The sequence below is a fragment of the Cryobacterium sp. TMT2-4 genome (assembly GCF_004402575.1).
In the GTDB taxonomy this organism is placed as follows: Bacteria; Actinomycetota; Actinomycetes; order Actinomycetales; family Microbacteriaceae; genus Cryobacterium; species Cryobacterium sandaracinum.
The window spans coordinates 158,742-185,523 of the sequence record NZ_SOGE01000030.1 but is presented as its reverse complement, the minus strand read 5'-3'; the positions used below and the strand labels follow the sequence as shown (position 1 = coordinate 185,523).

The 26,782-nt window shown below is 69.2% G+C and carries 32 protein-coding genes; 2 read left to right on the top strand and 30 right to left on the bottom strand.

The window, feature by feature from the left end; all coding sequences use genetic code 11:
- Window positions 1-562, top strand: a 562-nt coding sequence (locus tag E3O54_RS09990) for a DUF222 domain-containing protein (protein ID WP_134401510.1), incomplete at its 5' end; no start/stop codon positions are given.
- 2 nt (window positions 563-564) lie between these two features.
- On the top strand, window positions 565-1,053 hold the full coding sequence (locus E3O54_RS09985; protein WP_134401509.1) for a hypothetical protein: 489 nt from the start codon (window positions 565-567) through the stop codon (window positions 1,051-1,053).
- An 81-nt stretch (window positions 1,054-1,134) separates the two neighbouring features.
- Here E3O54_RS09985 and csrA read toward each other — a convergent pair whose 3' ends face one another.
- The 30 genes from csrA to fliD all read right to left on the bottom strand — a co-directional run bounded on the left by csrA (window position 1,135) and on the right by fliD (window position 26,714).
- On the bottom strand, window positions 1,135-1,395 hold the full coding sequence (gene csrA, locus E3O54_RS09980; RefSeq protein WP_104099312.1) for a carbon storage regulator CsrA: 261 nt from the start codon (window positions 1,393-1,395) through the stop codon (window positions 1,135-1,137).
- A gap of 9 nt (window positions 1,396-1,404) precedes the next feature.
- The gene (locus tag E3O54_RS09975; RefSeq protein ID WP_134372862.1) at window positions 1,405-2,442 is read right to left on the bottom strand and encodes a hypothetical protein; all 1,038 of its coding nucleotides are present in this window, start codon (window positions 2,440-2,442) and stop codon (window positions 1,405-1,407) included.
- Complete coding sequence (locus E3O54_RS09970) at window positions 2,417-4,468, bottom strand: flagellar biosynthesis protein FlhA (RefSeq protein WP_104099310.1); 2,052 nt, start codon at window positions 4,466-4,468, stop codon at window positions 2,417-2,419. The genes E3O54_RS09975 and E3O54_RS09970 overlap by 26 nt, the downstream gene beginning before the upstream one ends.
- On the bottom strand, window positions 4,465-5,589 hold the full coding sequence (locus E3O54_RS09965; protein ID WP_134401508.1) for a flagellar biosynthesis protein FlhB: 1,125 nt from the start codon (window positions 5,587-5,589) through the stop codon (window positions 4,465-4,467). Before E3O54_RS09965 ends, E3O54_RS09970 begins: the two co-directional genes overlap by 4 nt.
- A complete protein-coding gene (locus E3O54_RS09960) occupies window positions 5,590-6,348 on the bottom strand; it encodes a flagellar biosynthetic protein FliR (RefSeq protein WP_104099308.1) in 759 nt (252 codons plus the stop codon).
- Complete coding sequence (gene fliQ, locus E3O54_RS09955; protein WP_134401507.1) at window positions 6,348-6,623, bottom strand: flagellar biosynthesis protein FliQ; 276 nt, start codon at window positions 6,621-6,623, stop codon at window positions 6,348-6,350. Before fliQ ends, E3O54_RS09960 begins: the two co-directional genes overlap by 1 nt.
- Window positions 6,623-7,417 (bottom strand): flagellar type III secretion system pore protein FliP, encoded by a 795-nt coding sequence (fliP, locus tag E3O54_RS09950; RefSeq protein ID WP_174720212.1) that lies wholly within the window; start codon window positions 7,415-7,417, stop codon window positions 6,623-6,625. The genes fliQ and fliP overlap by 1 nt, the downstream gene beginning before the upstream one ends.
- 50 nt (window positions 7,418-7,467) lie before the next feature.
- Window positions 7,468-7,995: a flagellar biosynthetic protein FliO gene (locus E3O54_RS09945; protein ID WP_134401505.1), complete on the bottom strand. Its 528-nt coding sequence runs from the start codon at window positions 7,993-7,995 to the stop codon at window positions 7,468-7,470.
- Window positions 7,996-8,700 carry a flagellar motor switch protein FliN gene (gene fliN, locus E3O54_RS09940; protein WP_104099304.1) on the bottom strand — a complete coding sequence of 235 codons (705 nt, stop codon included), beginning with the start codon at window positions 8,698-8,700 and terminating at the stop codon, window positions 7,996-7,998.
- Window positions 8,697-9,584 (bottom strand): flagellar motor switch protein FliM, encoded by an 888-nt coding sequence (locus tag E3O54_RS09935; protein ID WP_104099303.1) that lies wholly within the window; start codon window positions 9,582-9,584, stop codon window positions 8,697-8,699. Before E3O54_RS09935 ends, fliN begins: the two co-directional genes overlap by 4 nt.
- A gap of 61 nt (window positions 9,585-9,645) precedes the next feature.
- Window positions 9,646-10,581 (bottom strand): flagellar motor protein MotB, encoded by a 936-nt coding sequence (locus tag E3O54_RS09930; protein WP_134401504.1) that lies wholly within the window; start codon window positions 10,579-10,581, stop codon window positions 9,646-9,648.
- Window positions 10,578-11,417, bottom strand: coding sequence for a motility protein A (locus tag E3O54_RS09925; protein WP_134343326.1), 840 nt, complete (start codon window positions 11,415-11,417; stop codon window positions 10,578-10,580). Before E3O54_RS09925 ends, E3O54_RS09930 begins: the two co-directional genes overlap by 4 nt.
- Window positions 11,417-11,728, bottom strand: a complete 312-nt coding sequence (locus tag E3O54_RS09920) for a flagellar FlbD family protein (protein ID WP_104099330.1) — start codon at window positions 11,726-11,728, stop codon at window positions 11,417-11,419. Before E3O54_RS09920 ends, E3O54_RS09925 begins: the two co-directional genes overlap by 1 nt.
- Window positions 11,729-12,118: 390 nt before the next feature.
- Complete coding sequence (locus E3O54_RS09915) at window positions 12,119-13,714, bottom strand: ABC-F family ATP-binding cassette domain-containing protein (protein ID WP_134401503.1); 1,596 nt, start codon at window positions 13,712-13,714, stop codon at window positions 12,119-12,121.
- 75 nt (window positions 13,715-13,789) lie between these two features.
- A complete protein-coding gene (locus E3O54_RS09910) occupies window positions 13,790-14,140 on the bottom strand; it encodes an HPF/RaiA family ribosome-associated protein (RefSeq protein WP_104099147.1) in 351 nt (116 codons plus the stop codon).
- A 93-nt stretch (window positions 14,141-14,233) separates the two neighbouring features.
- Window positions 14,234-15,406, bottom strand: coding sequence for a flagellar hook protein FlgE (locus E3O54_RS09905; protein WP_104099148.1), 1,173 nt, complete (start codon window positions 15,404-15,406; stop codon window positions 14,234-14,236).
- Between the two features lie 53 nt (window positions 15,407-15,459).
- Window positions 15,460-15,915 (bottom strand): flagellar hook capping FlgD N-terminal domain-containing protein, encoded by a 456-nt coding sequence (locus tag E3O54_RS09900; protein WP_370247702.1) that lies wholly within the window; start codon window positions 15,913-15,915, stop codon window positions 15,460-15,462.
- 58 nt (window positions 15,916-15,973) lie between these two features.
- Window positions 15,974-17,503: a flagellar hook-length control protein FliK gene (locus E3O54_RS09895; RefSeq protein WP_134401502.1), complete on the bottom strand. Its 1,530-nt coding sequence runs from the start codon at window positions 17,501-17,503 to the stop codon at window positions 15,974-15,976.
- Window positions 17,500-18,189: a C40 family peptidase gene (locus tag E3O54_RS09890; protein ID WP_134342026.1), complete on the bottom strand. Its 690-nt coding sequence runs from the start codon at window positions 18,187-18,189 to the stop codon at window positions 17,500-17,502. Before E3O54_RS09890 ends, E3O54_RS09895 begins: the two co-directional genes overlap by 4 nt.
- Window positions 18,186-18,626, bottom strand: a complete 441-nt coding sequence (locus E3O54_RS09885) for a hypothetical protein (RefSeq protein ID WP_134342027.1) — start codon at window positions 18,624-18,626, stop codon at window positions 18,186-18,188. Before E3O54_RS09885 ends, E3O54_RS09890 begins: the two co-directional genes overlap by 4 nt.
- On the bottom strand, window positions 18,626-19,963 hold the full coding sequence (locus E3O54_RS09880; RefSeq protein WP_370247699.1) for a FliI/YscN family ATPase: 1,338 nt from the start codon (window positions 19,961-19,963) through the stop codon (window positions 18,626-18,628). Before E3O54_RS09880 ends, E3O54_RS09885 begins: the two co-directional genes overlap by 1 nt.
- Entirely contained in the window at window positions 19,960-20,622 is a 663-nt protein-coding gene (locus E3O54_RS09875) for a hypothetical protein (RefSeq protein WP_134401501.1), read from the bottom strand. Before E3O54_RS09875 ends, E3O54_RS09880 begins: the two co-directional genes overlap by 4 nt.
- Window positions 20,612-21,631, bottom strand: coding sequence for a flagellar motor switch protein FliG (gene fliG, locus E3O54_RS09870; RefSeq protein WP_104099360.1), 1,020 nt, complete (start codon window positions 21,629-21,631; stop codon window positions 20,612-20,614). The genes E3O54_RS09875 and fliG overlap by 11 nt, the downstream gene beginning before the upstream one ends.
- The gene (fliF, locus tag E3O54_RS09865; RefSeq protein ID WP_134342029.1) at window positions 21,628-23,223 is read right to left on the bottom strand and encodes a flagellar basal-body MS-ring/collar protein FliF; all 1,596 of its coding nucleotides are present in this window, start codon (window positions 23,221-23,223) and stop codon (window positions 21,628-21,630) included. Before fliF ends, fliG begins: the two co-directional genes overlap by 4 nt.
- A complete protein-coding gene (fliE, locus tag E3O54_RS09860) occupies window positions 23,223-23,555 on the bottom strand; it encodes a flagellar hook-basal body complex protein FliE (RefSeq protein WP_134401500.1) in 333 nt (110 codons plus the stop codon). The genes fliF and fliE overlap by 1 nt, the downstream gene beginning before the upstream one ends.
- Window positions 23,555-23,947, bottom strand: a complete 393-nt coding sequence (locus tag E3O54_RS09855; RefSeq protein ID WP_104099363.1) for a flagellar basal body rod protein FlgC — start codon at window positions 23,945-23,947, stop codon at window positions 23,555-23,557. Before E3O54_RS09855 ends, fliE begins: the two co-directional genes overlap by 1 nt.
- The gene (locus tag E3O54_RS09850) at window positions 23,947-24,288 is read right to left on the bottom strand and encodes a flagellar basal body protein (protein ID WP_104099364.1); all 342 of its coding nucleotides are present in this window, start codon (window positions 24,286-24,288) and stop codon (window positions 23,947-23,949) included. Before E3O54_RS09850 ends, E3O54_RS09855 begins: the two co-directional genes overlap by 1 nt.
- A gap of 263 nt (window positions 24,289-24,551) precedes the next feature.
- A complete protein-coding gene (locus E3O54_RS09845) occupies window positions 24,552-24,899 on the bottom strand; it encodes a hypothetical protein (protein ID WP_134401499.1) in 348 nt (115 codons plus the stop codon).
- Window positions 24,892-25,320 carry a flagellar export chaperone FliS gene (fliS, locus tag E3O54_RS09840; RefSeq protein ID WP_104171316.1) on the bottom strand — a complete coding sequence of 143 codons (429 nt, stop codon included), beginning with the start codon at window positions 25,318-25,320 and terminating at the stop codon, window positions 24,892-24,894. The genes E3O54_RS09845 and fliS overlap by 8 nt, the downstream gene beginning before the upstream one ends.
- A gap of 11 nt (window positions 25,321-25,331) precedes the next feature.
- Window positions 25,332-26,714 (bottom strand): flagellar filament capping protein FliD, encoded by a 1,383-nt coding sequence (fliD, locus tag E3O54_RS09835; protein ID WP_134401498.1) that lies wholly within the window; start codon window positions 26,712-26,714, stop codon window positions 25,332-25,334.
- Window positions 26,715-26,782: the final 68 nt, after the last annotated feature.

Below are 26,782 nucleotides of genomic sequence, written 5' to 3'. Positions count from 1 at the left end.
CTCGACGCCCGACGCCGACGCCGATGCCGATGCTGTCGACGTCGCGGATGCTGTCGGCGTCGCGGCGTTCACCGCGAGGGTGCCCTGGCAGGCGCCGGTCGCCCGGGGCGTCACCGCCGGCACGCTCTCGGTTGACGCGGCCGAGGCTATCCGGGCCGGGCTCGGCCAGATCGACGCGGCAGTTACCGCGGAGAAGCTCGGGGTGGCCCTCGCGGCGCTCCTCACCGAGGCACCGTCACTGAATGCCGACGAGGTCTTCAAACGGGCCCGCCGGATGCGCGACCGGCTCGATCAGGCCGGCATCGCCGCCCGCGAGAAGCAGGCCCACGACGACCGCTCCCTGAAGGTCTACCGGCTGAGCAACGGCAACGTGCGCCTGAACGGGCTCTTCGCCCCCGAAGACGGCGAGTTCGTGCTCTCCACCTTCGACTCCATCACCAGCCCCCGCCGCGGCGGAGTGCGCTTCGTCGACCCGGAACGCGCCGCCTGGGCCCAAAAAAAGCAGGACGACCCGCGCAGCACCGAGCAGATCAACGCGGACGCCGCCCGGCGGTGCGCGTGATCGTGACCGAGAAAGCCCTCACAGCCGAACCCGCCGCGCCGGGTCCCGCCAAACCCGCCGCTCACGGGCAGATCGAAGGCAACCCGGTCCCCATCTCGCAGGAAACCATCGACCGGTTGCTCTGCGACACCGGCACCCGCGGCACCAAGTTCGACGACAACGGCCAAATCATCAACGTCGGCCGTGACGAACGACTCTCCACCGAGAAACAACGCGCCGAGATGGGAGTGCGCGACGGCGGATGCCGGTGGGTCGACTGCGACCGATCACCAGCCTGGACCGAAGCCCACCACATCAACGACTGGCTCACCGACACCGGAGACACCAACCTCGCCGACGGAGTACTGCTCTGCCACCCGCACCACCTACTGCTGCACAACCAGCACTGGAAGATCACCCGCACCGGAACGCAACACTGGCTGCGGCCACCGGTGGAGAACGACCCGGAACAGACACTGATCGCACTGCCGAGCAAGGCGGTGGGGCTGTAGGGCGCGGCTCTCGTCCCGGGTCTTGACAGGCTCGACCACCGGGCGGCGGCGGCGGGGCGCGGCGGGGCGGGGCGCGGCGTGCTATTCGGCGGGCGGCGCGGTGGGAAGGAGGGCGAGGGTGGCCTTGAGGCGGGCCTCGGCGTCGTCGTCACCCTGACCCGCGAGACTCGCCGCGATGTTCGCCTCGGTCACGGCGCGGAGCACCTCGTCCCGCTGGATGCGCACGCCCCGGGGAGCGTCGACGCCAATCCGGATGCTGTCACCGCGCACGTCGAGAACGGTGATGACGATGTCGTCACCGATGAGGATCTTCTCCCCCTGTTTGCGTGTTAGAACCAGCACTCGTCCAGCCTAGCTTGACCGGTCGGGCCGGCCCGCGAGCCGTCGCCGCATTCCGGCCACGGTGCTGGCCTCGGCGGGGGCGCCGTCGACCCAACCGATGGGGATCTGCAGCTCATCGACGGTCTCAGGCGAGACGGTGTCGCCATAGCCCGTCACCGCGATCGCGTCGACGTGCACGCTCTGGGCAACCTCAGCCGCCCACCGGGCGGTGTCTGCGGGCTTGCGGCCGGCATCGACGACCAGCCAGACCTGCTCGGCACCGAGCGCGGCCACCAATGCGGCGTAGATGTCCGCCGTGGCCGGGTCGGCACCCAGACCGAAGGCCAGAATTCCGGTCTGTCCGAGCTTGACTCCCCTGGCCCGTGCCTCCAGCGCCGTGCGCCGGTCGAGGATGCGCGCGAGCCCGGCCGCGGCAGGCGCTCCGTCGTCGATCGCGCCGGCCACGAGGACCTCAGCCGAACCATGCGCCACGGCCAGCTCCCGCGCAATCCGCACCGCGGCATCCTGCCACCCGACGACGAGAACGAGGTTTCCGACACCCGGGAGCGGCCGCGGCACCGCCGCTTCGGCGGCCGCCTGCTCACTCTCTCTCAGCCGGGCGTCCCTGCGCCTGCCGCCCCCCTGGGCGGCCGCCGGGGCGGGGGCGGGCGGCGCGGGAGTGGGCAGCACCGGCGGGATGGGTTCCTGGGTGGCGAAGGTGAGTTCGTCCATCAGGCGGGCGAAGCCGTCCGTCGCGGTCGACAGGGGCGGGGAGGAGACGGGTGCCGCGGCCCGGGGAAAACCCGCTTCCGCCGCGTCGGCATCGTCGAGAAGCGCGGCGATGCCGAGCCGGGCCTGCACGTCGAGTCGGGAGTGGGCCGCGCGCCTCCGCCGCTCCGGCACCTCGACCGTGACCTCGATGTGCCGGCGGGCGAAGAAGCCCTTGATGCCGCCGACGGTGACCCGTTCGGCGGCCACGATGCGCGCATCCGCACCGTGCTCGGCGAGGATGCGTGCCTTCAGCTCCTGGAGGGATGAACCCTCAAGCTGAAATCGACTCGGTTCCACGTACCACTCCCACCGTTTCGATGGCCACGTTCGCCGAGGTGACCTCCTGATAGGACAGCACGGAGATACCGCCGGACTGCGCCGACACTAGTCGACGGATGGCCGGGCGCAGCGCCGGCGCGCAGACCAGCACCGCGGAGAGTCCGGCCGCTTCCACGTTGCCCAGCGCCTCCTTCAGCGACCCGAGAATGGCGTCGACCCGGTTCGGCTCCAACATGATCTGGGTGCCCTGGTCGGAGGGACGCATCCCCTCGAGCATGGACTGCTCCAAGGCAGGCTCGATCATGATCACCCGGAGCAGCCCGTCGTCGAGATACTGCGCTGTGAGAGCCGGGCCCAGCGCCTGACGGGCCGTCTCGATCAGGCCCTCCGGGTCATTCGACACCTTGGCGCGCAGGGAGAGGGACTCGTAGATGCGGGGCAGGTCGTTGATCGGGATCTGCTCCGCGAGCAGACCCTGCAGCACGCGCTGCACCTCGGCGAGGGAGAGCAGTCCGGGGATCAGATCCTCCACGGCGGACGGATTGACCAGCCGCACCCCCTCGGTGAGCACCCGCACGTCCTCGCGGGTGAGGAGCCTCGCCGCGTTGCCGGTGATGATCGAGGACAGGTGGGTGATGAGCACCGACACCCGGTCGATGACCGTGGCCCCGGTCATCTCCGCGCTGTGCCGCATCTCGCTGGGCACCCACTTGCCGGTGAGGCCGAACACGGGCTCCACCGTGGCCTGGCCCGGCAACGAGTCGAGGGCGTCGCCGAGGGCGAGCACCTTGCCGGCCGGGGCGACCCCGCGGCCGGCCTCCACGCCGGCGATCCGGATCGAATAGGTGGAGGAGGGCAGGTCCATGCTGTCGCGGGTGCGCACGGGCGGCACCACCACGCCGAGGTCGATGGCAACCTTGCGGCGCAGGGCACGCACGCGAGCCAGGAGGTCGTCCTGGGCTCCGGAGACAAGGTCGACGAGGTCAGGGGCCAGCAGGATCTCCAGGGCGTGCACCCGCATGGTTTCGATCAGGTCTTCTGGTGTGTCGGAGCGGGGCGCCATCGCCTCGGCGGCGACACCGGCATCCCGGCCCGCCTGGTCGCGGCTCTCCCCTGCCTTGATCCGGCGGGCGAAGAGGATCAGACCCAGCCCGATCACCACGAACGGGATGATCGGCATGCCCGGGATCAGGGCCATCAGGAGTGCCGCGCAGCCCGCGATCATCAGTGCGTTGCGGGACTGGGTGAGCTGGCCGGAGGCTGCCTCGCCGATGTCGGACTCCGCGTTGGAGCGGGTCACGATCATGCCGGTCGAGACCGCCATCAGCAGGGCCGGGATCTGCGTCACGAGGCCGTCGCCGATGGTGAGCAGGGAGTAGGTGCTCATGGCCTCGGTGACGGACAGTCCGAGCGAAATCATGCCGATCGCGATGCCGCCGACCAGGTTGATGATGATGATGACGATGCCGGCGATCGCGTCACCCTTGACGAATTTCGACGCGCCGTCCATGGCACCGTAAAAGTCCGCCTCGGCGGAGACCTCGGCCCGGCGTTCCCTGGCCTGCACGTCGGTGATCAGGCCGGCATTCAGGTCGGCGTCGATGGCCATCTGTTTGCCGGGCATGGCGTCGAGGGTGAACCGCGCACCGACTTCGGCGACGCGTTCGGCACCCTTGGTGACCACCACGAATTGGATCACGACGAGGATCAGGAAGATCACAGCGCCGATGATGAGCGACCCGCCCACGGCGACGTCGCCGAACGCGGCAATCACCTGCCCGGCGTAGCCGTCGCTGAGCACGAGCCGGGTCGAGGCCACGTTCAGGCCCAGCCGGAACAGGGTGGCGACGAGCAACAGCGACGGGAAAACGGAGAAATCGAGGGGCTTTTTGACAAACATCGTGGTCAGCAGTGTGACCAGCGCCAGGAGGATGTTGACGATGATCAGCACGTCGAGCAGCACGGCGGGCACCGGCACGACGAGCAGCAGGATGATACCGACAACCCCGACCGGAACCGCGAGTTTGGCGAGATTGCTGTTCATCGGTGGCCTCCGGCCGTCAGGACACGATCGTTGAGGGTGTGCACGTGGGAACCGCGGCCGGTGCGTTCGCCGGCTCCAGAGCCGCGAGACTTCAGCGCGAGCACGAAGGCGAGCACCTGCGCGACGGCGTTGTAGAGCTCCACCGGGATCTCGTCACCCAGCTGGCAGGCGCTGTGCAGGGCACGGGTGAGCGGGATGTCCCGCACGATGGGGACCCGGTCGGTCTCCGCCTGTTCCCGGATGCGCGCCGCGATCACTCCCGCTCCCGTGGCCACGACCCGGGGGGCGGACTTGCCCGGCTCGTAGCGGAGGGCGACGGCGAAGTGGGTGGGGTTGACCAGCACGACGTCGGACGTGGCGACGGCGGCGATCATGCGGTTGCGACTCATGGCGAGCTGCCGGGCCCGGCGCTGCGACTTCACCATCGGGTCACCCTCGGAACTCTTGTTCTCATCAGTGACTTCCTTCTTCGTCATGCGGGTGCGCTTGCGGTTGCGCTTCATCACGACGAACACATCCGCGGCGGCGAGTACCAGACCGGCGATGACAGCCGACTGCACAAGAGCGGTCGCGCCGTCACTGGCCGCTCCGATCAGCACGGAGACGGGCAGTCCCCCGGCCGTCATCAGGATGGGAGCGAGCCCCTGCACCACGAGCACCAGCACGAGACCCACGGCGATTGTCTTGAGCAGCGCCGTGACGCCCTGCCAGACGGCCTGGCTGCCGAAGGTGCGACCGAGGCCGGTCACCAGGTTGAACTGCTCGTATTTTCCGGCGACCTTCTTGAAGTGCACGCCGCCCTGCGCCACAGCGCCCACGAGGACGACCACGAAGACCGTCGCGAGCATCGGGGTGAGGATGGTTCCCATCGAGGCCAGCGAGTCCACCAGCATCTGCACGGCGAGGTCCGGCTGCGGGTTGGCGACCAGGCTGCGAATACGGATCATCTGGTCGGTTCCGGCGTCCGCGGCCAGACCGATGGTGACGGGGGCCATGGCGGCGGCCGCGCCGATGCCGATCCACGCGGTCAGGTCCTGGGACTTGGAGAGCTGGCCCTTGGACCGCACCTCGCGCATCCGTTTGTCGGTGGCTTGTTCGGTCTTCTCACCGGAGTCGGACAGCTATCTCACCCCCAGCATGGTGGCGACGGCGTCGTCGGTCAGCGACGCGACGATGCGCGGCAGGGCCACGAACCCGGCGGCGCCCAGCGTGAACGTGATCAAAATCTTGAGCGGGAACCCGAGCGCGAACGCGTTGAGGGCCGGGGCCACCCGGGTGAGCAGGCCGAGGCCGACGTCGGCGAGGAACAGGACGACGATCAGCGGTCCGGCGATCTGCACGGCGGAGAGCAGCATTTGGCCGACCGCGACTGTGATGGTCTGCATCGGCACCGCGAGGTCGATGCCGCCCCCGATCGGCAGGGCCGCGAACGTACGCGTGATGCCGCCAAGGATCAGCTGATAGCCGCCCGAGGCGAATAGGAGCGCCAGCGCGGTCATCTGGTACAGCCGCGTGAACTGGGCACCGTTGACCATGGCCTGCGGGTCGAAGCCCTGAGCGAGCTGGAAGCCGCCGAACATGTCGATCAGGTTGCCGGCGGACTGGATGGCGGAGAAGACCACGAGCACGAGGAAGCCGAGCAGGCCGCCGACCACGATCTCGAGGAGCAGGGCGGCGAAGAAACCGCCGGTGTCGGGCGAGACCCAGCCCGGCGTGACCCGAGGCGAAACCGCCAGGGCCAGGCCGAGGGCGAGCATGCCCTTGATCCGCAGGGGGAACGCGTTGTAGGAGAACGGCGGCGCCACGATGAGGAACGCCACCATCCGCACGCCCGCGAGCATGGTGGCTTCGATCCAGGCGAAGTCAAGGGTGATGTTCATCAGCCGCCACCGATGAGGCCGGGGATCTTGGCGAAGAGCATCTCCGTGAAGGACACCATCTCGGAGATCATCCAGTGCCCGGAGATGATCAGCGCCACAGCCACGGCGATGGCCTTGGGCACGAACGACAGCGTCACCTCCTGGATCTGGGTGATCGACTGCAGCAGGGAAATGGCGAAACCGACGACCAGGGCGGTGATCAGGATCGGCGCGGACAGTTTGCCGGCGATCAGGATGCCCTGCAGTCCGATGTCGAGGACGGCGTTGGCGTCCATCAGCCACCTCGGTAACTGGAGACGAGGGTCGTGATGATCAGACCCCAGCCGTCGACGAGTACGAACAGGAGGATCTTGAACGGCAGCGAGATCATCACCGGCGGCAGCATCATCATGCCCATCGACATCAGCGCCGCGGACACGACGAGGTCGATCACCAGGAACGGCACGAAGATGACGAACCCGATGATGAACGCGGCACGCAGCTCGGAGATCATGAACGCCGGGATCAGCGTGAGCAGCGACACGGCCTCGCGCGTCTCCGGGTTCGGCTGATCGGCGGCCCGGGTCATCAGGGCGAGGTCCTCTTCCCGGGTGTGCGCGAGCATGAACGTGCGTAGCGGCTTCGAGCCGAGTGTGACGGCGTCGTCGAAGGACATGGTGCCGTTCAGGTACGGCTGCAGGGCGCCGTCGTTGATGTCGGTGAGGATGGGCGACATGATGAACAGCGACAGGAACAGGGCCAGGCCGGCCAGCACCTGGTTCGGCGGGATCGACGGCAGCGCGAGCGCGTTGCGGGTCATCGCGAGCACAACGAAGATCTTCGTGAAGCTGGTCATCATCAGCAGCAGGGCCGGCGCGACCGACAGCAGGGTGATCCCGATCAGGGTCACGATCGCCGAGGACGGTTCGCCGTTCGGGCCGTTGATCTGCACGTTGAGCCCGCCGCCGCCCGGTTCCGTGGGGGTGACCGGGTCGGTCGGTGTGACCGGATCGATCGGGGCGGCATGGCCCGCCGGCGCCACGAGCAGCACGAACGCCACGACGATCACGAGCACGAGGGCCACCATCATCAGGTACCGGGCGATGTCCCGGCTTCGATCCGGGCGCACGGCCGCGAGTGTCACCGGCCCTGCCGGAGGGCGGCAGCGGTCTGCTGCCAGGTGGCGGGAGACAGGATCGACCCGCCGATCCGGCCCGGAATGGCGCGGTCCCGGCGCGGCCGGAGGATGAGCGGCGGCGTGAGTTCCTGGCCGTCGTGAGTGGCGCCGGCGTGCGCGGCGTGCGTTGCCTGGTCGAGCTCGCGGGCGAAGTCGGCCGCGGCGTGGTGCGCGCGGCGTCCGGGAAGGGTAGGGGCGAGGACGGCGGCGAGGGGCGCCGGGAGGGGCGCCGCGGCATCCGTCGGCGCCTGACCGTCGTGCAGCACGCTGACCGACTGCTCGGTCACGCCGAGCACGAACCGGCGGCCCTCGATGTCGACGACGACGACGGATGCCTTCTGGCCGACGCCCTGCCGGCCCACCACGGTGACCAGGTTCGGGGTGCGGCCACCGAGGGAGCCCTTCGTCAGCTTGCGCTGGAGCACCCAGAGCAGCCCCAGCACGGCGGCCAGGGACAGCGCCACCCGGAGCGCGACCAGGGTGGTTTCCACCTAGGTCAGGCTCTCGGCCACATCGAGGATCTGGGTGATCCGCACCGCGTAGTCCTGGTCGACGACCACAATCTCGCCGTGCGCGATCAGCCGGCCGTTGAGCAGGATGTCCGCGGGAGCCCCGGCGGACCGGTCGAGTTCGATGACGGCACCCGGTTCGAGTGAGAGCACGTCGCGCACCGACATGCGGGTACGCCCGATTTCCACGGTCAACGACATCTGCACGCTGTTGATCCGGCCGAGCTTGCCGGACACGGACTGGCTGGACCTGGCCGCACCGTTGGAGACGCCGTTGTCACGCAGCCGCACGGCGAACCAGCCGGTGATCTGGCCGTCGCCGGACAGCTCGAAGACGCTGGTGGCGGGATCCGCGAACAGGGCCGTGGCGTCGTCGGACCGGGTGTCCCCCAGGACCCCGATCCCGAAGACGCCGGACGCGCTCTCCAACGCCGGGCGCAGCACGTCCTGACGGGAGATCAGCGAGGAATCGAGGCCGGACGCGGAGTCGAGGGCGGCCGGGTCCGCAAGCACGACGGCGAGATCCGCGGAGGTAACGCCGACGAAGGAGGCGACCGCGGCGGTGCCGAGCCGGCCGGCGAGGGCGGCACCGGAGCAGGACTCGGCCCGGAGCCGCGTCACTGTGGGGAGCACGTCCAGCAGGGCCTCGACGGCCGCCGTCTGCACGGCGATGGGGATGACGGTCATGGGGTGGACTCCTCGGTGTCGATGACGATGCAGGCCAGTCGGGAGCCGTTGGAACCGACGGCGGCGCGGGCGAGCGTGTGGCCGTCGACGACCACGTCGAGCGGGCGGTGCTGGGGGTGCGGAAGGGGCAGCACATCATTCACGGCAAGACCCAGCACGATGCTGGGCAGAACCAGCGCGGGCGTCAGCTGCAAGGAGACATCCACCGGAACCTGGGCCAGCTGGCCGCGCAGCAGCTCGGCCGGGTCGGCACTTCCGGTCTCCGGAGCCGACTCGACGAGTTGAGGCAACAGTGCCTCCGCCGGAAGGGCGACCGTGGCGGCGCAGGATGCGTCGCCGATGCGCATCGTGAAGCTGGCGACGATCATCAGGTCGGCGGTGGCCGCGGCCTGGGCGAACTGGGAGTTGTACTGGATGCCGCCGACGGTGATCGTGTGCACGAGCAGGGAACCCAGCGAGTAACGCAGGTCCTCGAGGGCGTCGTCCATGAGCCGGCGCACCAGGGCCAGCTCGATCTGGGTGAACGCCCGTTCCGGCGGCATGGTGACCGCGGTTCCGCCCAGCATGTGGCTCACCCAGGACAGGGCCGCGGAGGTCGGGAACTGCACGACGGCTTTCGCGGGGATGCCACTCACCGGGCAGAGCACCATGGCGGTCGTGGCAGGCAGCGACGACGCGTATTCGTCGTAGGTGCGCATGAGCACGTGGTCGCATTTCACCTGGGACATGACGCGCACCTTGGCGGTGAGCTGGGTGCCCCACTGGCGCGCGAAGGTTTCGAAGGCGAGTTCGAGCACCCGGGAGTGCTCGCGGGCGAGCGTTGTCGGGCGACGAAAGTCGTACACCTCGACCGTGCGCTTCGCCGAAGCGGGCACACCAATCACTGCTTGTTCCTGGACCGTCACGGTGAGGACTATCGGTCAGGGCAAACGGATGGTTAGCAGCTCAGTGTGCTTTTTCCGCGTCTTTGTCGACTTCGGTTCCCGCGGTCTTCGTGGTTTTCGTCTTTTCCGTGGTATCCACGGTTTCCGTGGTTCCCGTGTCTTCAGCAGGTTCCGTGCCGGCGGCGGTGAAACCCGAGACGATGTCGGGGATCAGCGTGCGCACCGCCTCCGGCTGGCTGGAGAGGAGCACCACGTCGACCCGTCGGTTCTGCGCCTGGGCCGCCAGATCGGCTCCCTCCGCGACCGGCCGGGCCGAGCCGTAGCCGACGGCGGAGACTCGTTCCTGACCCACGCCGCCGAACTCGACCAGGCGGCGGAGTACGGCGGTCGCCCGGCCGGCGGATAGCTCCCAGTCGGTGGGGTAGTTGGTGGTGACGCCGTGCCGGTCGGCGTGGCCCTCCACTTTCACCTCGCGGGTGTTGGCGGAGAGGATCGGCGCCACGGCGTCGAGGACCTGCACGGCCTGGCGGCTCAGGTTGGCGAGGTTGGGTTCGAAAAACGCCTCGGAGCCGATCAGCCCGATGATCAGGCCGCGGTCGTCAATGGTGAACTGCACCTCCTGGGCCACGCCCTGGGCATCCACTGCGGCCTGCAGGGCGTCCCTCACCGCGGTGAGGTCCGTGACCTCTGCCGCCGCGAGGTCGATGTCGGTGAATCCGGTCACCTCGGACTGGGCGACCTTGTCCTTGGTCACGACCACGCCCTTGGCCGTGTCGACCTTACCGACGTCGGTGGCCCCGAACCCGGTCGCGAGCGAGTTCTTCAGCTGCAGAAACTTCTCCTGGTCGACGGAAGACATCGCGAACAGCACGATGAACATGCACATCAGCACGGTGACCATATCCATGTACGACGCCATCCACCGCTCGTCGACGTGCTCGACGTGCTCCTCCTCGAGGCCCCGCCTGCGGCCGTGCCCGCGTCCGTGCCCGCTCATGCGGCCTTCGGCAGGGACGTGTCCGCCTTGTCCGCCTTGGGGCCCTTGCCGGGTTTGCCCGGTTTGCCTGGTTTGCCTGCCCTGGCGGAGGCCGGCGCGGGCACCATGGCGCGCAGTCTCTCGCCGAGGAGCCGAGGCTGGCTGCCTGCCTGCACGGCCAGCGCACCCTCCAGGAGCAGGGTCATCCGTTCGACTTCGATGTCGCTGAGGCGCTTGAGCCGGCTGCCGATCGGCAGCCAGAGGAAGTTGGCCGTGAGCAGGCCCCACAGGGTCGCGACGAACGCGGCCGCGATCATCGGGCCGAGGGTGGACGGGGTGTCGAGGTTCTCAAGCACGTGCGTGAGCGAGACGACGGTTCCGATGATGCCGACCGTGGGCGCGTAGCCGCCGAGGCTGGTGAAGAACTTGGCAGCGTTGCGGCTCTCCTTGGTAGCGGTCGCGAGCTCGTCTTCCAGCAGGATGCGCAGTTCATCGCCGTCGGTGCCGTCGGCGATGTTCTGCAGGGCGCCACGCAGGAACGGGTCGGCGACGTTGTCAGCCTCCTGCTCGAGGGCGAGCAGACCGGAACTGCGCGCCTTCTCGGCCAAGCCGACGACCTGGTCGATGACCTGCTGCGGCGGGGTGGTCTTGCCGATGAAGGCGGCGGGCACGGCTTTGAACGCGGAGATCGCGTCCCTGATCGTGCCGCCGGCGATGCCGACCGCGATGGTGGCGCCGAACACGAGAATCATCGGTGCCGGCAGAAGGATCGAGTGCAGGCTGCTGCCCTCGAGGGTGATCATGGCGAAAAGTGAGCCGAAGGCGATGGCGATTCCGACCAGGGTTGCCGGATCCATCAGAGCCTCCGCGGGCGGGCGGGAACAGTGCTGCCCGATTCGATGATTTCCTCGATCGCGTGCGGCCCCTCGACGATTTCGAGCGAACGGATGCCCGGCCGGTAGTCGGCATCCGGCGTCAGGTAGGCCAGCGAGATCACATGGGCCCGGAACCGGGCGATCTTCTCGATGACGTCGTCGAGGGTCTCCGTGACGATGAACTTGGCGCCGTCGACCATGACCAGGGTCGTGTCAGGGCTCGCGTGGATGCGCTCGATCAGGTCCGGGTTGATCGCGAACTGGCTGTTGTTCAGCCGCGTCACAACGATCATGATGTCCACCCCGGGTTCAGAACGGTTCCAGCAACCGTTACGCCTCACTGTCGGCCGCCCGGCCGGGCGCGTTAGCTGCCGGCCGCATCGAGCCCGTGACCTGACCTGGAAAGCCGCACGACCACATCCGTCGCCGATTGTGGCCAACTCAGGAGATCCGTCTGGCCGAGCCGGAAATCCGGTCTGCTTCCGCACAGGTCCGCGGCGGACGGTCAACCCGGCCGCCGGATGTCCTGAGTTGGCCGCACACACGGGCTCCGCCGGGGCGGCATACACGGAAGAGTGTGGGGAGCCAGAATCTCCGTCGAACTGATTCGACGGAGATTCTGCCCAAAACGCACTCAAAGACGAGAAAACCGCGCTCTGTCGCAAAAATCTCCGTCGAAATGGTTACGCCGCGCGCACCAGGATCTCGCCGGGCGCGGCCGCAGCGCTGCCGAAGATCAGGTGTCGGGTGGCGATCTTGTCGGTGAAGAACCGGTCGTGGCTGACCACCACCACGGCCCCCGGAAAGTGGATGAGGGCGCGCTCCATCACCTGGGTGCTGGCCAGGTCGAGGTGGTTCGTCGGTTCGTCGAGCAGGAGCACAGCGGCCCCCGACAGCAAGCACTTTGCCATGGCGACGCGGGCCCGCTGCCCACCGGAGAGGTTGCCGATCTTCTGCTTGAGGTCGGCCTCGGAGAATTGAAACATCGCGAGGAACCGGTTGACCGACTTGCGGGTCGCTGTGAAGGCGAGACTGCCCGGCATCGCGTTCACGGAGTGGCTGACGGTGTCATCGTCGTCAAGGCCGTCGAGCACCTGGTTGTAGGAGACCACGGCGGCGCCGGAGGCCCAGGCCACCTCGCCGAAATCGGCCTTCTCCTCCCCCGCCAGAACCCGTAGCAGGGTGGTCTTGCCGCTGCCGTTGGAGCCCAGGACCACGATGCGGTTGCCGCGCCGGATCTCGAAGGTGAGGTCGGTGAACAGCGCCTTCTCGCCGTAGGACTTGCTGAGCGACTCGATGCGGCAGAGCGAGTCCTTCACGTGCAGCCCGCCGTAGATCTCGGTGATGATCGTGTCGACGGGCCGCGGGCTGCGGGTCTTCTTGATGTGCGCGAGTTGGCTGTCGAGGGTGCGGCTGGCAGCCTTTGCGGCCTCGCGGCGGTCGCTGATCCCCTCCGCCTCGAAAGCGAGCAGTTCCGACTCGTGCAGGAACTGCAGCTCGAGGGTTCTCAGGCGAAACTGCTTCTGCACCACGTAGTCGCCGAAGTTGCCGGGGTACTCGTGCAGGTGGTAGTTCTCGACCTCAATGATGCGGGTGACGACCCCGTCAAGGAACCGGCGATCGTGCGAGACGATGATGGCCGCACCGCGGAATGAGCGGAACCAGGCCTCGAGCCACTCGACGCCGGCGACGTCCAGGTAGTTGGTTGGTTCGTCCAGGAGCAGCACGTCGGGCCGCTCGAGCAGGATCTTCGCCAGCGCCGCCCGGTTGCGCCAACCGCCGGAAAGCAAATCGATGGCGCAGACGCGGTGGGCCTCGTCGAACCCGAGGGTGGTCAGCGCGGCGTCGATACGCCGCGGGTAGTCCCAACCATCGAGGCGGTCCATGTCTTCGAACAGCTCGGCCTGGCGGTGGATCAGCCGGTCGAGTTCGGCGCTCTGCGCAGAATCCGCCGCGATCCGGGCGTCGATCGACGCGAGCTCGGCCTCGAGGGCCTTGATCGGGGCGAACAGGCCGTCGAGCACCTCGGTGATCGTGGATTCGCCGTTCAGTTCGGAGAACTGGGAGAAGTAGCCCACCCGGGTGCCGGCCTCGAGGGTGACGGTGCCGGCATCCGCGCTCACCTGGCCGAGGACCAGCTTGAGAATCGTCGACTTACCTGACCCGTTGCGGCCGATCAGTCCAACCCGGTCGCCTGGTTCCAGTCGGAAGAAGGCCTCACGCAGAATCCGGGTGTTCTCGAAACGGATGCTGACGTCGTTCAGCCTGATCAGGCTCACTGTGGCCGTCCTCTCGGGTTCGGTTCAGCCCCCGGGCGAGGCGGACGGCCAACTTTACCGTGTCAGGCAGGCGGTTCAGGGCGTGTGGTCGTCACCCATGGCGGATGCGCCCTTGTGGTCGTCCATGCGACCGAACGTGGTCTCGAGCACGCTGGCCAGCTTGTGCAGCGCACCGCTGACGGCCCCGGTCATCGTGGAGGAATGGTCGGTTGCCGCGAGGGGGTTGCCCCCGGCGGGACGCACCTCGAGCAGGCAACGGATGTCCTCGGTCGTCGCCCTGCCTGCGCTCTCGTCGCTGAGGTGGACCTCGACCCGCGTCAACCGGGAGCTGAACCGGGCCAGAACAGTTTCGACCGAGGACTCCACCTCCGCCACGACTGCGTCCGTACCCGCGATGTTGTTGTCGGTGTTGACCAGGATTTGCATCTTTGCTCCTCAGTTGAAACGTCGGTCATTCCAGTATGGCGCGCAAAAATGTGCGGCCTGACGACCCGCCGACGCCGGTTATCGGCGTAGGCGCTACCGCTTCAGGTTGGTGAGCTCCTGAAGCACCTCGTCGGAGGTGGTGATGATGCGCGCATTCGCCTGGAAGCCGCGCTGGGCGACGATCAGGTTGGTGAACTCCTGCGAGAGGTCGACGTTGGACATTTCGAGGGTGCCGCCGCTGAGCGAGCCGAGGCCGCCGTCACCGGGGGCGCCGAGAGCCGCCTGGCCCGAGTTGAAGGTGGCGCGGTAGGCCGAGGAACCGGACTTCTCGAGGCCGCTCGGGTTGGTGAAGGTGGCCAGGGCGATGCGGGCGATGGCTGTCTGGCTGCCGTTGCTGAACAGGCCCACCAGGGTTCCGTCCTTGCCGAGGGTGAAGGACTGGAGGGAACCCGCCGTGGAACCGTCCTGGCTGCTGATCGTGGCCGTGCTCAGGCCAGCCTGCCCGGTCAGGGCGGTCAGATTCACCTTGACGTCGTTCACGATGAACGGACCGGTTGCCGTGAGCACACCTTCTGCGTCGAGGGTCAAGGCCGTGGAGCCGGTACCCACTGCGTCGGTGCCGCTCGCGGTCCAGCCGGTGGTCGTACGCGCGAAGGTGACCGACAGGGTACGGGCGGCACCCAGCGCGTCGTAGACCTTGACGTCGCGCACGATGGCGGAGCCTGCCGCCGCATCCGCCGGCAGGTTTCCGACCATGGTGACGCCGCCGGTTGCCTTCGCCGGGATCATGGCCTGCAGCGGCAGGGTGATGTTGCCCACCGGGCCACCCTCGTTGATCTGCCCGTTGGCGCCGTTCCAGCCTTGCACGATCGCACCGTCCGGGGAGACCAGGCGACCCTCGGCGTCAAAGTCGAAGGCACCCGCACGGCTATAGAGCGTCTCGCCGGCCAGTTGGGTGACGAAGAACCCGTCGCCGGAGATCGCCATGTCGGTGGCCCGCCCGGTGGACTGCGCGGAGCCCTGGGAGAAGTTCGTGGCGATCCCGGCCACCTGCACGCCGAGCCCGACCTGGGCCGGGTTCGTGCCGCCCACCTGCTCCTGGGGGCCACCCGCACCCTGCTTCAGCTGCGAAAGGGTGTCCTGGAACTGTACGGCCGACGCCTTGAACGCGGTGGTGTTGACGTTGGCGATGTTGTTGCCGGTGACGTCGAGCATGGTCTGGTGCGAGCGAAGGCCGGAGATGCCGGAGTACAGGGAGCGAAGCATGGGGTGCTGCCTTTCGGTGGGAAACGAGAACGAGAACGGATGTGAGGTGTGGGTCAGGCGGAGAGGCCGGGAGTGGTGCCGGCGGCGGCGCTCGCGCCCGAGGTGACGCCGGTCACCAGGTCGAGGGCGACGAGGTTCCCGTCGACGGTGACCTGGGGAACGGCCCCGGCGTAGGAGACGCTCGAGGCGGTACCGGTGCCCACGGTGCCGTCGGCCCGCGTGAAGGTGACGTCCTGTCCGACCAGGGCCGCTGCGGCGACGCGCATCTGCAGGGAGAAGTTCTCGTCAGCGGTCGTTGAGAGCGCCGCGAGCTTCTCCATCATGGCCAGCTGCGTGGTCTGAGAGATCATCTGGTTGGTGTCCATGGGCGAACTGGGATCCTGGTTGCGCAGCTGAGTGACCAGCAACGACATGAACGCCTCGGAATCCAGGGTCTGTTTCGGGGCGCGCACGGGGGCGGTCGAGTACATCCCGGCCGGGGCGGCTGCTGCCACTGCGTCGATGGTCAAAGGGTCTCTTTTCTGGGATGGTGGGGTCTGTGTCGGTGGGGTCTGAGGTGGCAGCAGGTCAGGCGAGAACGTCGATGGTGGTGTGTGAGCCGGCGGCGCGCAGGGAAGACAGTCTGAGGTCGGCGGCACGGTCGGCGGCACGGTCGGCGGCACGGTCGGCGGCACGGTCGGCGGCAGGGCCGGCCGCACGGTCGCCTCGGGTCGCCCTGTCGTCTTCGGCCGGCCACTCCTGGCGGGCGTCGGGTCCGCCCTGTCGGGAGGCCGAGGGGTCCGAGGCGCGGGCGTCGGCCGACAGGGTGAGCTGCGCGTTCAGCCCGCCGCCCGACAGGTCCCGGCGCAGGTCGGGCAGGATGGCCCGAAGCGCCTCTCGGGCCAGGTCCGTGGGCGCGAACAGCTCGACCCGAATGTGCTCCCCGCGCACGTGAGCCCGCACGGTGACCGGGCCCAGATTGTCGGGACTCACGCTGATGGTCAGCACGTGGTCGCCGTTGGCGGCGCCCACCAGGGTGAACAGGGGTCGGGACACCTGGCCGGCCAGTGGCGCGGGCGGTGCTGCCGGGGCCGAGGCCGGGGCGCCGGACGGCACAAGGGGGGCGGTGGCCGGGGTGGCCGCCGTGGCCGGCGTGCCGAGCGGCACGAGCAGGGCGGCGGGCGCCGAGGCTTCGGCCTGCTTCAGGTTCACGGTGGCCGCGCGGTCACCGGCGACGGATGTCCCTGCGGCCGCGCCGAGGCCGGTGGGCGCCGTGAGGCCCGTGGGCGCCGTGCCCGCGACAGTCGCTCCGGCGGAAGATGCCGTCCCGGCTACGGGCCCTGCGGCGGCACCGGGCCCTGCGGCGGTGACGGGCGCGGCGGCGGTGACGGGCGCGGCGGAGGTGACGGGCGCGGCGGTGACGGGCGCTACGGCGGCGGGTGCTACGGCGGCGGGTGCCGGTGGCACCGGCATCGGGGCAGCGAGAGTCCCGGCCGGAAGCGCGGTACCGCCAGCGGCGTTCGCTGCGGTGAAAGTGTTGGAGTCTGCGGCGGACGTCTCCGTGGAGTCTGAGTCGGCTTCGGATTCGGTGGCGGCGATGGTGGAAGTCTCGGCGGTGCCGGCGGTGCCGGCGGCGGCGGTCGGGATGGTCACGGCCTCGGTCCCGACGGAGTCGGCGAGGGCAGCACTGTCGGCTCCGGTGGCTATCGCCCCGGTCGGCAGTGGCGAGAGGCTGAACCCGGCGGCGGTCGGGATGGCGCTCGGCTGCTGGTGCTCCGGGGCCGGCGCCGCGCCGGTCAGGGCGTTCCTCAGATCAGTGCTCGGTCCGGAGGCCGGTTCGGCGGTGCGCTCCGAGGTCGGCTCGGGAGCCCGGGATGAGGTTGACGCGGAACCCGGCGGAGACGCGATCGCGGAGGTGCGCGGGCCCGCGAGGGTGCCCTGCAGCACGGACGCGAATGAGCCGGCACCCGGGCGGGCACCCAGCGGGCCACGCGAAGCCGAGGGGGAGGCGGCGGCGGAGGAGGCGGATGAGGACGCGGCAGCGGATGAGGACGCGGATGCCAGCGCCTGCGCCGCGGTGTGGGGCGCCGGCGCCAGCCGGACGGACGTGGCGCTCATCGGGAGGCTCCGTTTATGAATGAGGCCAGTGCGGCGCTGAGCTGGCTGCCGGCGGCTGACGAAGCGGAGGCCGTGCTCGAGGACGCCGGGCTCGCGGTGGCGGCCGGGGCATCCGGAATCACACGGCGGATGGTGTCGATCTCGGAGTCGTCCATGTAGGCCTCGACCAGTGAGACCGTGCGGCCCTCGTAGGGCGCGTGGATGACCTTGTTGTCGCCGGCGTAGATCAGGATGTGCTCGCCGCCGCCGGTGACGATCAGGTCACCGGGCTTGGCCTCGGCGAGGGAGCCGACCTCGGTGCCGATCTTCATCTGACCCGACACGAGGCGCGGCACGTCTATGCCCATTTCGGCATACACGGTTTGCACCAACCCGGAACAGTCCATGCCGCTGGCGTCTTCACCGCCGAAGACGTAGGGCACGCCCAGGTACTTCTTCGCGGCGTCGACCACGTCGGCGCCGGTGGCCCCACCCGGGTTCGGTGCGGCCGGGCCGACCGCGGCGGCGCCCGACGCCGACGCGAGGGCGTCGGCGAAGGTGTTCGCCGAGGTGCTCGCGCCCGCACCGGCGGTGGCGCTGCCGGCTGCGGCAGTAGCCTGCGCCTTCTGGGCGTTCGCCCCGGCCGAGAGCTGTACGAGTGTCGCCTGGATCTCGCTGACCCGGCTCATCGCCGCGATCATGGTCATCGCGGGTCACCGCCCGCGCCCCGGTTGCGGTGCCAGCCGGTCGACGCAATCTCGTCGAGGATGGTCTGTTCGCGGTGCAGGTCGTCGGCCGCGACCAGGGCTCCGTGCCGGCCCTCGAGCTTCTCCAACCGCACCGTATCGGCACGGGTCGCTTCGAAGGCGACCTGCGCCTCGCCGACGGCAACCTGGTAGTTGCGGCCGAGGGCCTCCATGTCGGCCAACATGCTGTGCGCCGAGGCGCGGGCGGAGGCGATCGCCGACAGCGTGTCAGCCCCGCTGGCCAGACTCGGCGCGTGCCGCAGGGTGGCCCTGGTCGCGGCCCGGCGAGCCGCGTTCGCCTGAACGACGGCGTTGGCCTGGGCCAGGTCGCCGGCGGCCTGGTCCTGCTGCAGGTGCCGTAGCCGGAGGAGCCCGGCCAAAGCGAAAGTGCGTTTCATCAGAGCGCCCCCAGCGTTCGAGTAAGTGTCGTGAGTTGGTCCCAAGCGAGCGGGGCCGAGGTCTGGTCGTCCATGCGCTGCTGGAGGAACGCGTTGATGGCGCCCTCGTTGTCGACGGCGGCGTCGACCAGCGGGTTCGTGCCCCGCCGGTACGCGCCGACGTCGAGCAGGTCCTGCGCGGTGCGGCGTGCGGCGAGCACCCGGCGCAACAGGCCGGCGACCTGGTTCTGCTCGGAGCTGTTGACCCGGGAGGCGACACGGGAGATCGAGGAGAGCGCGTCGACAGCGGGGAAATGGCCGAGGACAGCCAGTTTGCGGTCGAGTACGACGTGTCCGTCGAGGATCGAGCGGGCGGCATCCGCAATCGGTTCATTGTGGTCGTCGCCGTCGACGAGCACCGTGTAGACGCCCGTGATCGACCCGGTTTCGTCGGTGCCGGCCCGCTCGAGTAGGCGGGCGAGCAGGGAGAAGGTCGAGGGCGGATAACCGCGGGTGGCGGGGGGTTCGCCGACCGAGAGGCCGATCTCGCGCTGGGCCATCGCCACCCGGGTGAGTGAATCCATCATCAGCATCACGTCGGCTCCCTCGTCACGGAACGACTCGGCGATCCGGGTGGCCAGGAAGGCGGCGCGCAGCCGCATCATGGCCGGTTCGTCGGAGGTGGACACGACCACGATCGAACGGGCGAGCCCCTCGGGTCCGAGGTCGTCTTCAAGGAATTCGCGCACCTCGCGGCCGCGCTCCCCCACCAGGGCGATGACCGAGACCTCCGCGTCGGTGCCGCGGGCGATCATCGAAAGCAGCGAGGACTTGCCGACGCCGGAGCCGGCGAACAGGCCCATCCGCTGTCCCTTCCCGACGGTGGTGAGGGTGTCGAGCACGCGCACACCCAACTGGAGCGGCGTCTGGATGCGGGAGCGGGCCATCGCGGAGGGGCTGTCGTGATCGAGGCCGACGAACCGGGCACCGGAGAGAGGGCCTTTGCCGTCGATGGGCCGGCCGAGGCCGTCGATGACGCGCCCGAACAGGCCGGCGCCGGTGGGCACGAGGTGCGGGGTTCCGTCCGAGCGCACGGGCGCGCCGATCCGAATACCGGTCATCCGGCCGAGCGGCATGCACCGGATGCCGCCCTGCGTCGTGGCGACCACCTCAGCGTCGATCTCCCCGCCGTCGCCGACCGTGACCAGATCGCCGATCGCGGAATTGAGCCCGCGCACCTCCAGACCGAGACCGACGATCGAAGAGACGACGCCCACCCGCTGGGGCCGCGCGGCGTCGAGGGCGGAGCGGATCTTTCCCGCGCGCGGACGCCAGGCGGGGGCCTGCGCCAGGGTCACGACCGGGCTCCGGTGAGGGCGGCCTTCGCGCGGGTAAGCGCGGTGCCGATCCGGGCGTCAAGGAATCCATCGGGGAACTCGGCGATCGCGTCGCCACGGGCGAGGTCGGCGTCCGCCGTGAAGTCCACGCCGGCATCCGCGCGGGTGATCAGGTCGATCAGAGCAAGGTCGGCGGGGTTCATCCGCACGGAGTGCGGGCGAATGGTACCGAGTGCGCCGGTGGTGACGGTCGCACCGGTCACTCCGGTCGCTCCGGTCGCGAGGGCGCGGCCCAGTGCGGCCCGCGCCGAGGCGTCGGCGTCGCCGAGTGAGTAGCCGAGGATCGCTTCGGCCAGTTCCAGCGCGGTCGCGACAAGGGTGTCCTCCGCCTCCTGGATCACCGGAACGGTGCGCTCGTGCAGCGCGGCGGCGGCGGCACCCAGCAGCGCGACCGCCCGGTCGATCCGCGCCTGGCCGATGGCACCGGCGGCGGCCTGCTCGGCGTCGAGCCGCGCGATCCGGGCATCCACCTCGGCGGCGGCCGCCCGGAGTCCCGCGGTGTAGCCGGCGGCGTGCCCCCGGGCCCGGGAGGCGTCGCCGCCTGCGTCCCGCTCGCCCTGCAGGCTGGGGAAGGTCACGGCGGAGAAGTTCGACCGGGCGGTCGCTGCGTCAAACAACATAGTCGTCCTCCTCGGCACGTTGCACGGTGATGCTCCCCTGCGCCTCGAGGTCGCGGATGGCCCGCACGATCGTGGCGCGCGCTTCCTCGACCTGCGACACCCGCACGGGCGCCATGGCTTTGACCTCGTCGTCGAGGATCTCCCGGTTGCGCTCGGACAGGTTGGTGCGAATGATCGAGACCACAGCGTCCGCGGAGCCCTTCATGGCGATGGCGAGGATGCCCGCGTCGATGCCGCGGAGCACCTGCTGTACGTCTCGGTTTTCGAGCTTGACGATGTCGGCGAAGGTCAGCATCCGTGACCGGACCTCTTCGGCCAGGGCCGGATCGCGCGCATCGAGGGCTTCGAGAAGGGCGCGTTCGGTGGCCACATCGGCCCGGTTGATGATCTCGACGAGCGGCTGGATGCCGCCGACGATCTCCACCGAGTCGCGGGAGGAGGCGACGGCGCCGACCCGGGCCTTGAGGGTCTCGGTGACCACGCGCACGGCCTCGGGGGTGGCCGTACCCATGCCGGCGATGCACTGCGCCACCTCCGCGCGCAGGTCGGCGTCGAGGCCGCCGAGCACGGCGGAGGCGTGCCCGGGGCGCAGGTGCGCGAGCACGAGCGCGATGGTCTGGGGCAATTCGCCGTCAAGCAGGGTGAGGATCTGCAACGGCTCGGCGGCGTCGAGAAACTCGAAGGCCTTGCCGGCCATCGACGAGGCCACCTTGACCATGACGCCGGCCGCTCGTTCCGCGCCGAAGGATGCCTCAAGCAGGCCGATCGCGTAGGCGTGACCGCCGCGCCGGGTATGGGCACCCTTGACCGTGAGTTCGTGGAACTCCAGAACGGTGGTTTCGGTCACCTCCGGGTCGACCCGGCGCAACTGCACCATCTCCGCGGCGATATCGGCCGCCTCGGCCTCGGTGAACTGCTTCATCACTTCGGTGGCGCGCTGGTGCTCCATGCTCATCAGCACCACGGCGACCTTCTGCGTGCCGGTCAGGGCCGGCTGGGCGTCGATCATGCGGGCTGCCGGTCATCCATCAGGCCGCGGAGGTATTCCGCGGTCTTCGCAGGGTCACGCTGAGCGAGTGCGTCGATCTCCACCCGCATCCGGTCGGAGGCCGGCGGCAGATAGGCCACGGTCGGGGTGGGGTCGATCATGATCGGCGCGATCGGGGCGCTCAGCGGGAACGGCACCTCCGGCACGGACAGCGCGGGCCGGACCTCCATCATTTCGTCAAGCTCGATGGACTCGCGGCTCTGGCGGCGCGAACGACGCGCGTAGAGGATGAGCCCCAGCACGAAAGTGATGACAATCCCCGCGGTGATGATGGCGATGCGCATGATCTCTGCGAACCGGTCGGCGGCGGCCGCCGCTTCGGTCGCCGCGAGGGCCGCGGCGGCATCCTCTGCCGCGCCGCCGTTGAAGCTGACTACCTCCACGGTGACCGCGTCGCCGCGCTGCACGTCGATGCCGGCGGCCGAGGCCACCAGCGAGGTGACGTCGGCGACGTTGAGCTGACCCACGACGTCGGCGTTCACGGCCACCGAGACCGTCTGCCGGTTGATCTCCCCGGCCGGGATGGTGCGGGTCTCGGTGACCTTGTTGACCGCGTTGTTCTTGGTGGTGTCCTCGGAGGTGAAGGTTCCATCGCCCTCGGTGCCCGCCGGGACGGCGATGTTGTCCGGGCCGAGGACGCCGGCCGCGGAGCCGCCGGAGCCCGTGTACGACTCGGTTTTGACGGCCTCGTTGAGGGCCGGGGCATCCGTCGGGGTGGTGAACGATTCCTCGACCCGCTGGGCCGACTGGTAGCTCATGTCGGCGGCCACGACGACGGTGGCGTTGCCGGGCCCGACGACCTTGTCCAGCATGGCCTGCACGGCCCCCCGCACGCGGTCCTCGTAGGCGCCGGCCTGCTGGTCGGCGGATCCGGTCGCTCCCACGCCGACCGCCGAGAGCACGACACCCGTGGAGTCGATGACGGCCACGTCGGTGGGTGCCATCCCGGCGATGGAGGCCGAGGTGAGGTGCACGATGGACTGCACTTGGTCGGCGTTCAGGGTGCTGCCGGTGGCCGTCTCCACGAAGACGGATGCCGTGGGGTCGCTCTGCTCCGACGCGAACACGGTCTCTTCGGGGATCGCCAGGCGCACCGAGGCGTTCTTGACGCCCTTCATGGCCTTGACGGTGTTGGCGAGTTCGCCCTCGAGCGCCCGCTTGTAGGTGACCGACTGCTGGAACTCGCTGGAAGTGACACCCATGGTGTCGAGCAGCCCGTAGCCGCCCGTGCTGGAGGACGGCAGGCCGGCTGCGGCGGCCTTGAGGCGCTCGTCGTAGACGTTCTGCTGCGGCACCAGGATCGTCGCGCCACCGTCGCTGAGCTCGTAGGCGACGCCGTCGGTGCGAAGCTGCTCGACGATGGTATTCGCGTCGGAACCGCTCAGCCCGGAGAACAGGGGCGTGAAGGCCGGCTTGGTGGCCCACATGCTCAGGGCGGCGATGCCCAGGGCAAGCACGGCGACGCCGATGATGGCGACCGTGCGCTGGGCGACGGAGAAGGACCGGATGCTCTGGCCGAGGCGTGCGAAGGCCGACGTGATCGGGCGCGGCATCAGGCCTGCATCCTCATGATCTCGTTGAACGCGTCGACACCCTTATTGCGCACGGCGGCCACGAGTTCGAGGGTGACCTGGGCGCGAGTCGAGGCCAGGGTGGCCGAGTGGATGTCGGTCAGGTTTCCGGTTATGGCCTGCACCGTGAGGGTGTTGGAGGTGGCCTGCAGCTGCTGCAGATTGTCGACGGCGCCGACCAGGGCGCTGCCGAAGGCCGAACCGTCGGCGCCCTGGCTCCCCGGGGTTCCCTGCACACCCTGCAGGCCCTGCACGCCGGAGAGGTATCCCGTGCCGGTCACGGACTGGATCGGGTTGATCGAACCGATGGTCATCAGGAGCGTCCAATCTGGAGTGCGGCTTCGTAGGTCGTCTTGGCACGGTCGACGACGGCGGCGTTGGCCTGGTAGCCGCGCTGCGCCATGATCAGCGCGCCCATCTGCTCGGCCATGTCGACGTCCGGGCGGCGCACGTAGCCGGCCTCGTCGGCGAGTGGGTTGCTCGGGTCGAAGGTCAGAATTCCCTCGGCGTCGCCGAGTGCCGTCCCGGCCGCATAGGCTCCGGTGGTGCCTTGGCCGGCCTGGGCGACGATGTAGCGCGCCTGGAAGGCGTCACCGTCGGTGGCGGTGACCGTGTTGGCGTTGGCGATGTTGTCCGCGACGGCGTCGAGCCATTTGCGGTGCAGGGTGAGGCCGCTGCCGGCAATCCCGATGGCGTCGAGGGTCATCAGCTGGTTCGCATCGCGGAGCGCATGGCCGTGAACGGTCCGTTGACGGCCTGCGCCGCGAACTGGTACCGCAGCACGGTGTCGATGTTGGAGAGGGTCTCGGTGTCGAGGTTGACGTTGTTGCCGTCGAGGCGGGTGGGCTCGAGGGAACTGGCGGTGGTGGCGACAGTGCTGCCGCTGCCGGCCTGCACAGACTGCGCCAGGGCATCCTCGAACGCCACACGCTTGGCGTGGTAGTTCGGCGTGTTCACGTTCGCGATGTTGTTCGCGATGGTGCGCTGGCGCAGGGCCAGCCCGTCCAGCGCGCTGGAGAGCGCCGTCATGGTCACGGATTCAAACACGGATACCCGATTCGTCGGCAAAACGAGGGCGGCCGATCCGTGGCCTGTGGTCGAGCAATCCCTGCTCGCTCCTAGCTATCGGCCGGTGGCCGAGGCGCGTAAGGAGTTGTCGCGGAACTTCTTTCCTCACGTTTTCGAGCGGAACCCCGCAACTGTCGTCGAAACGGACAACTGTTGCCCGCGCACGGGCAACAAATGTCCGAGCGGGCAACAGTTGGCCCGCAGCGGCGGTAGCCGGCAACGGGCGCGAGGTGGGCGGGCAGTCAGCCGGCTATGTCGAGGTAGACGGCCTGGTCGGTGTGCTGGGCCGAGATGATGGTGCGCACGGCGGCGAGGTGCACGCCGGCGGAGCGCCGGGCATCCTCGATCTCGCTGATCAGTTCGAGCTGGCCGGAGAGCAGGCGCCGGGCGCGCGTCTCGAGGTCGGCGGGCAGCTGGCCCAGGTGTGCGGGCGCACGCCACTGCACGCCGGTAGAGAAGCGCTCCCCCGGGCCGGCCAGCACGGCGTCGCGCGCGCCCGAGCCGAGGCTCGACTCGAGCTGGTCGAGCACATCCAGCCACTCCTGGCGGTCGTTCGCAGATTCGTGGGTGTCGAGCAGAACCCTAGGCAAGACCGTACTCCCCGCCCGCACGCGCCGCGCTCTGGGCCGGCAGCAGCTCGGCCGCTTCGTGCCAGGTCTGCCGCAGCGGCTCGAGCAGGGCGATGGCCTCCCGGGTACGGGCGACATCCCGATGGATGTTGGCGCTCATCAACGCGTTGGACACGTAGGTGTACAGGGCGAACAGACCCTCGCCGCCCTCCCAGGCCTCCACGTTGAGCGAGGTCGACAGTTCGGAGACGATCGCCTGGGCGTGCAGGAGGTGCTCCGAGGCGACGGCCCAGTCCTCGATATTCTGGGCGATCTCGGCGCGGCCGAGATCGAGCAGCAACCGGTCGTAGAGCATCGTGAGCAGGCGCACCGGCGTGGCCGAGAGCACCGCTTCGCGGTTCAACTGTGCGCGCCGGGCCTGTGCCCCACCCATCATGCTCATAACAGCCATCATCATCCTGTGCTCGAGGTCGGGAGCCCGGCAACCTGGGCACTCAGCCACGAGGACTGTGCTTTCAGGGCGCTGAGCTGGGTTTCCAGTGCGGTGTAAGTGCTCTGCAGGGTCGCCCGGCGGGTGGCCAGGCTGCGGTCCCAGTCGGCGATGCGGTCGCCTAAGTTCTTGACCGTGGACTGCTGACCGGTGATCTTCGCGGTGATCTGACCGTCGTATTTGTCCGAGGCCGATGACGCCGCTGCTGCGACGCGGGTCGCGATCTCCTGCACTGCTGCTTTGACGGTTACCGGGTCCTTGGCGAGGGCCGCGGCGAACTTGGCCGGGTCGAACTCCATGGTGCCGGATCGGGTGATGCTGATGCCGTACTCCGACGGCGAGTGCCCGTTGATCGGTGCCGAGGCGGCCGTGAGAATGCGCTGCTTAACGTCGCGCACGGTGCTGTCGCTGGTGAAGATGCCAGCCGACAACACGGCGGCCCCCGACGCGTTGGTGCTGTTGACGACCGCGGACTTGGTGGAGATCAGCGCGAAGACGCCGTTCAGGGAGCTGACCAGACCCGAGGCCAGGGAGCCGATCTGCGCGTCGTCACGAGCGACCTTGATGGTGACGGGGTCAACGGAGACGGCGGATACCGTGATCGCGACGCCGGGCAGCAGGTTCGCGAACGTGTTGGTGGCCGAGGTGATCGTCTGGGCGGCGGTGCTACCGGCCCACAGGGTGACGCTGGCGTCCTGGGCGGTGCGGATGACGGCGGCACCCGCGGCGGCCAGCAAATCGGGCGCGCTGTTCGCCGTGACCTCGGCGGCGGTGCCCTGATAGACACTGAAGGCCTTGGCCGCACCGGAGTCATTCCCGGTGAACTGGAGCCGGTACTGAGCGACGCCGCCGGCATCCACTCCGGACGCGACCTTCGTGGCGGTAACTCCGGTGTTGGCGGCGTTGATGGCCGTGGCGACGGCGTCGAGAGAGGTCGAGCTGACGGAGATCTCGGTCGTGACACCGCCGGAGACGATAGTCAGCACGGCCGGGTCGGCGGGCCAGGCGGTCATGGCCGCGGAGACGCCGACCTGGCTGCGAGCGAGGTTGGTGACGACGACGTCGAGTTGCCCGGCACTGGCGTTGGCCGAGACCGCCGTCGTGACGGTGGGAGAGGTACTGGTGGCCGAATAGAGGTCGAGTGCGGCCGGCTTCGCGGCCTTGCCGGCCAGATCGGCCAGGCCGGCGATCTGGGTGTTGAGGCCCTGCAGCGCCGAGATCAGGTTCTGCGACGAGGAGACCTTGGCCTTCAGCAGCGTCTGCGGAACGGCTTCGACCTGCATCAGGGAGTTGATCAGGGAGGTGGTGTCGAGCCCGGAGACGAGTCCGTCGATGGCGTTCGTCATGTCTTCCCCTCCTTACGTTTCTGCGATCAAGCTGGATGGTGCGGGTGTAAACGTGAATGGCTGGCGGC

Coding starts and splice junctions, on each gene's coding strand:
- E3O54_RS09970 (WP_104099310.1), bottom strand. CDS start 4,468: ATGAACAGCAATCTCGCCAAACTCGCGGTTCCGGTCGGGGTTGTCGGT.
- E3O54_RS09960 (WP_104099308.1), bottom strand. CDS start 6,348: ATGAACATCACCCTTGACTTCGCCTGGATCGAAGCCACCATGCTCGCG.
- fliQ (WP_134401507.1), bottom strand. CDS start 6,623: ATGGACGCCAACGCCGTCCTCGACATCGGACTGCAGGGCATCCTGATC.
- fliP (WP_174720212.1), bottom strand. CDS start 7,417: ATGATGGTGGCCCTCGTGCTCGTGATCGTCGTGGCGTTCGTGCTGCTC.
- fliN (WP_104099304.1), bottom strand. CDS start 8,700: ATGACCGTCATCCCCATCGCCGTGCAGACGGCGGCCGTCGAGGCCCTG.
- E3O54_RS09930 (WP_134401504.1), bottom strand. CDS start 10,581: ATGAGCGGGCACGGACGCGGGCACGGCCGCAGGCGGGGCCTCGAGGAG.
- E3O54_RS09925 (WP_134343326.1), bottom strand. CDS start 11,417: ATGGATCCGGCAACCCTGGTCGGAATCGCCATCGCCTTCGGCTCACTT.
- E3O54_RS09920 (WP_104099330.1), bottom strand. CDS start 11,728: ATGATCGTTGTGACGCGGCTGAACAACAGCCAGTTCGCGATCAACCCG.
- E3O54_RS09910 (WP_104099147.1), bottom strand. CDS start 14,140: ATGCAAATCCTGGTCAACACCGACAACAACATCGCGGGTACGGACGCA.
- E3O54_RS09905 (WP_104099148.1), bottom strand. CDS start 15,406: ATGCTTCGCTCCCTGTACTCCGGCATCTCCGGCCTTCGCTCGCACCAG.
- E3O54_RS09895 (WP_134401502.1), bottom strand. CDS start 17,503: ATGAGCGCCACGTCCGTCCGGCTGGCGCCGGCGCCCCACACCGCGGCG.
- E3O54_RS09890 (WP_134342026.1), bottom strand. CDS start 18,189: ATGACCATGATCGCGGCGATGAGCCGGGTCAGCGAGATCCAGGCGACA.
- E3O54_RS09885 (WP_134342027.1), bottom strand. CDS start 18,626: ATGAAACGCACTTTCGCTTTGGCCGGGCTCCTCCGGCTACGGCACCTG.
- E3O54_RS09875 (WP_134401501.1), bottom strand. CDS start 20,622: ATGTTGTTTGACGCAGCGACCGCCCGGTCGAACTTCTCCGCCGTGACC.
- fliG (WP_104099360.1), bottom strand. CDS start 21,631: ATGATCGACGCCCAGCCGGCCCTGACCGGCACGCAGAAGGTCGCCGTG.
- fliF (WP_134342029.1), bottom strand. CDS start 23,223: ATGCCGCGCCCGATCACGTCGGCCTTCGCACGCCTCGGCCAGAGCATC.
- fliE (WP_134401500.1), bottom strand. CDS start 23,555: ATGACCATCGGTTCGATCAACCCGATCCAGTCCGTGACCGGCACGGGA.
- E3O54_RS09855 (WP_104099363.1), bottom strand. CDS start 23,947: ATGACCCTCGACGCCATCGGGATTGCCGGCAGCGGCCTCACCCTGCAC.
- fliS (WP_104171316.1), bottom strand. CDS start 25,320: ATGAGCATGATGGGTGGGGCACAGGCCCGGCGCGCACAGTTGAACCGC.
- fliD (WP_134401498.1), bottom strand. CDS start 26,714: ATGACGAACGCCATCGACGGACTCGTCTCCGGGCTCGACACCACCTCC.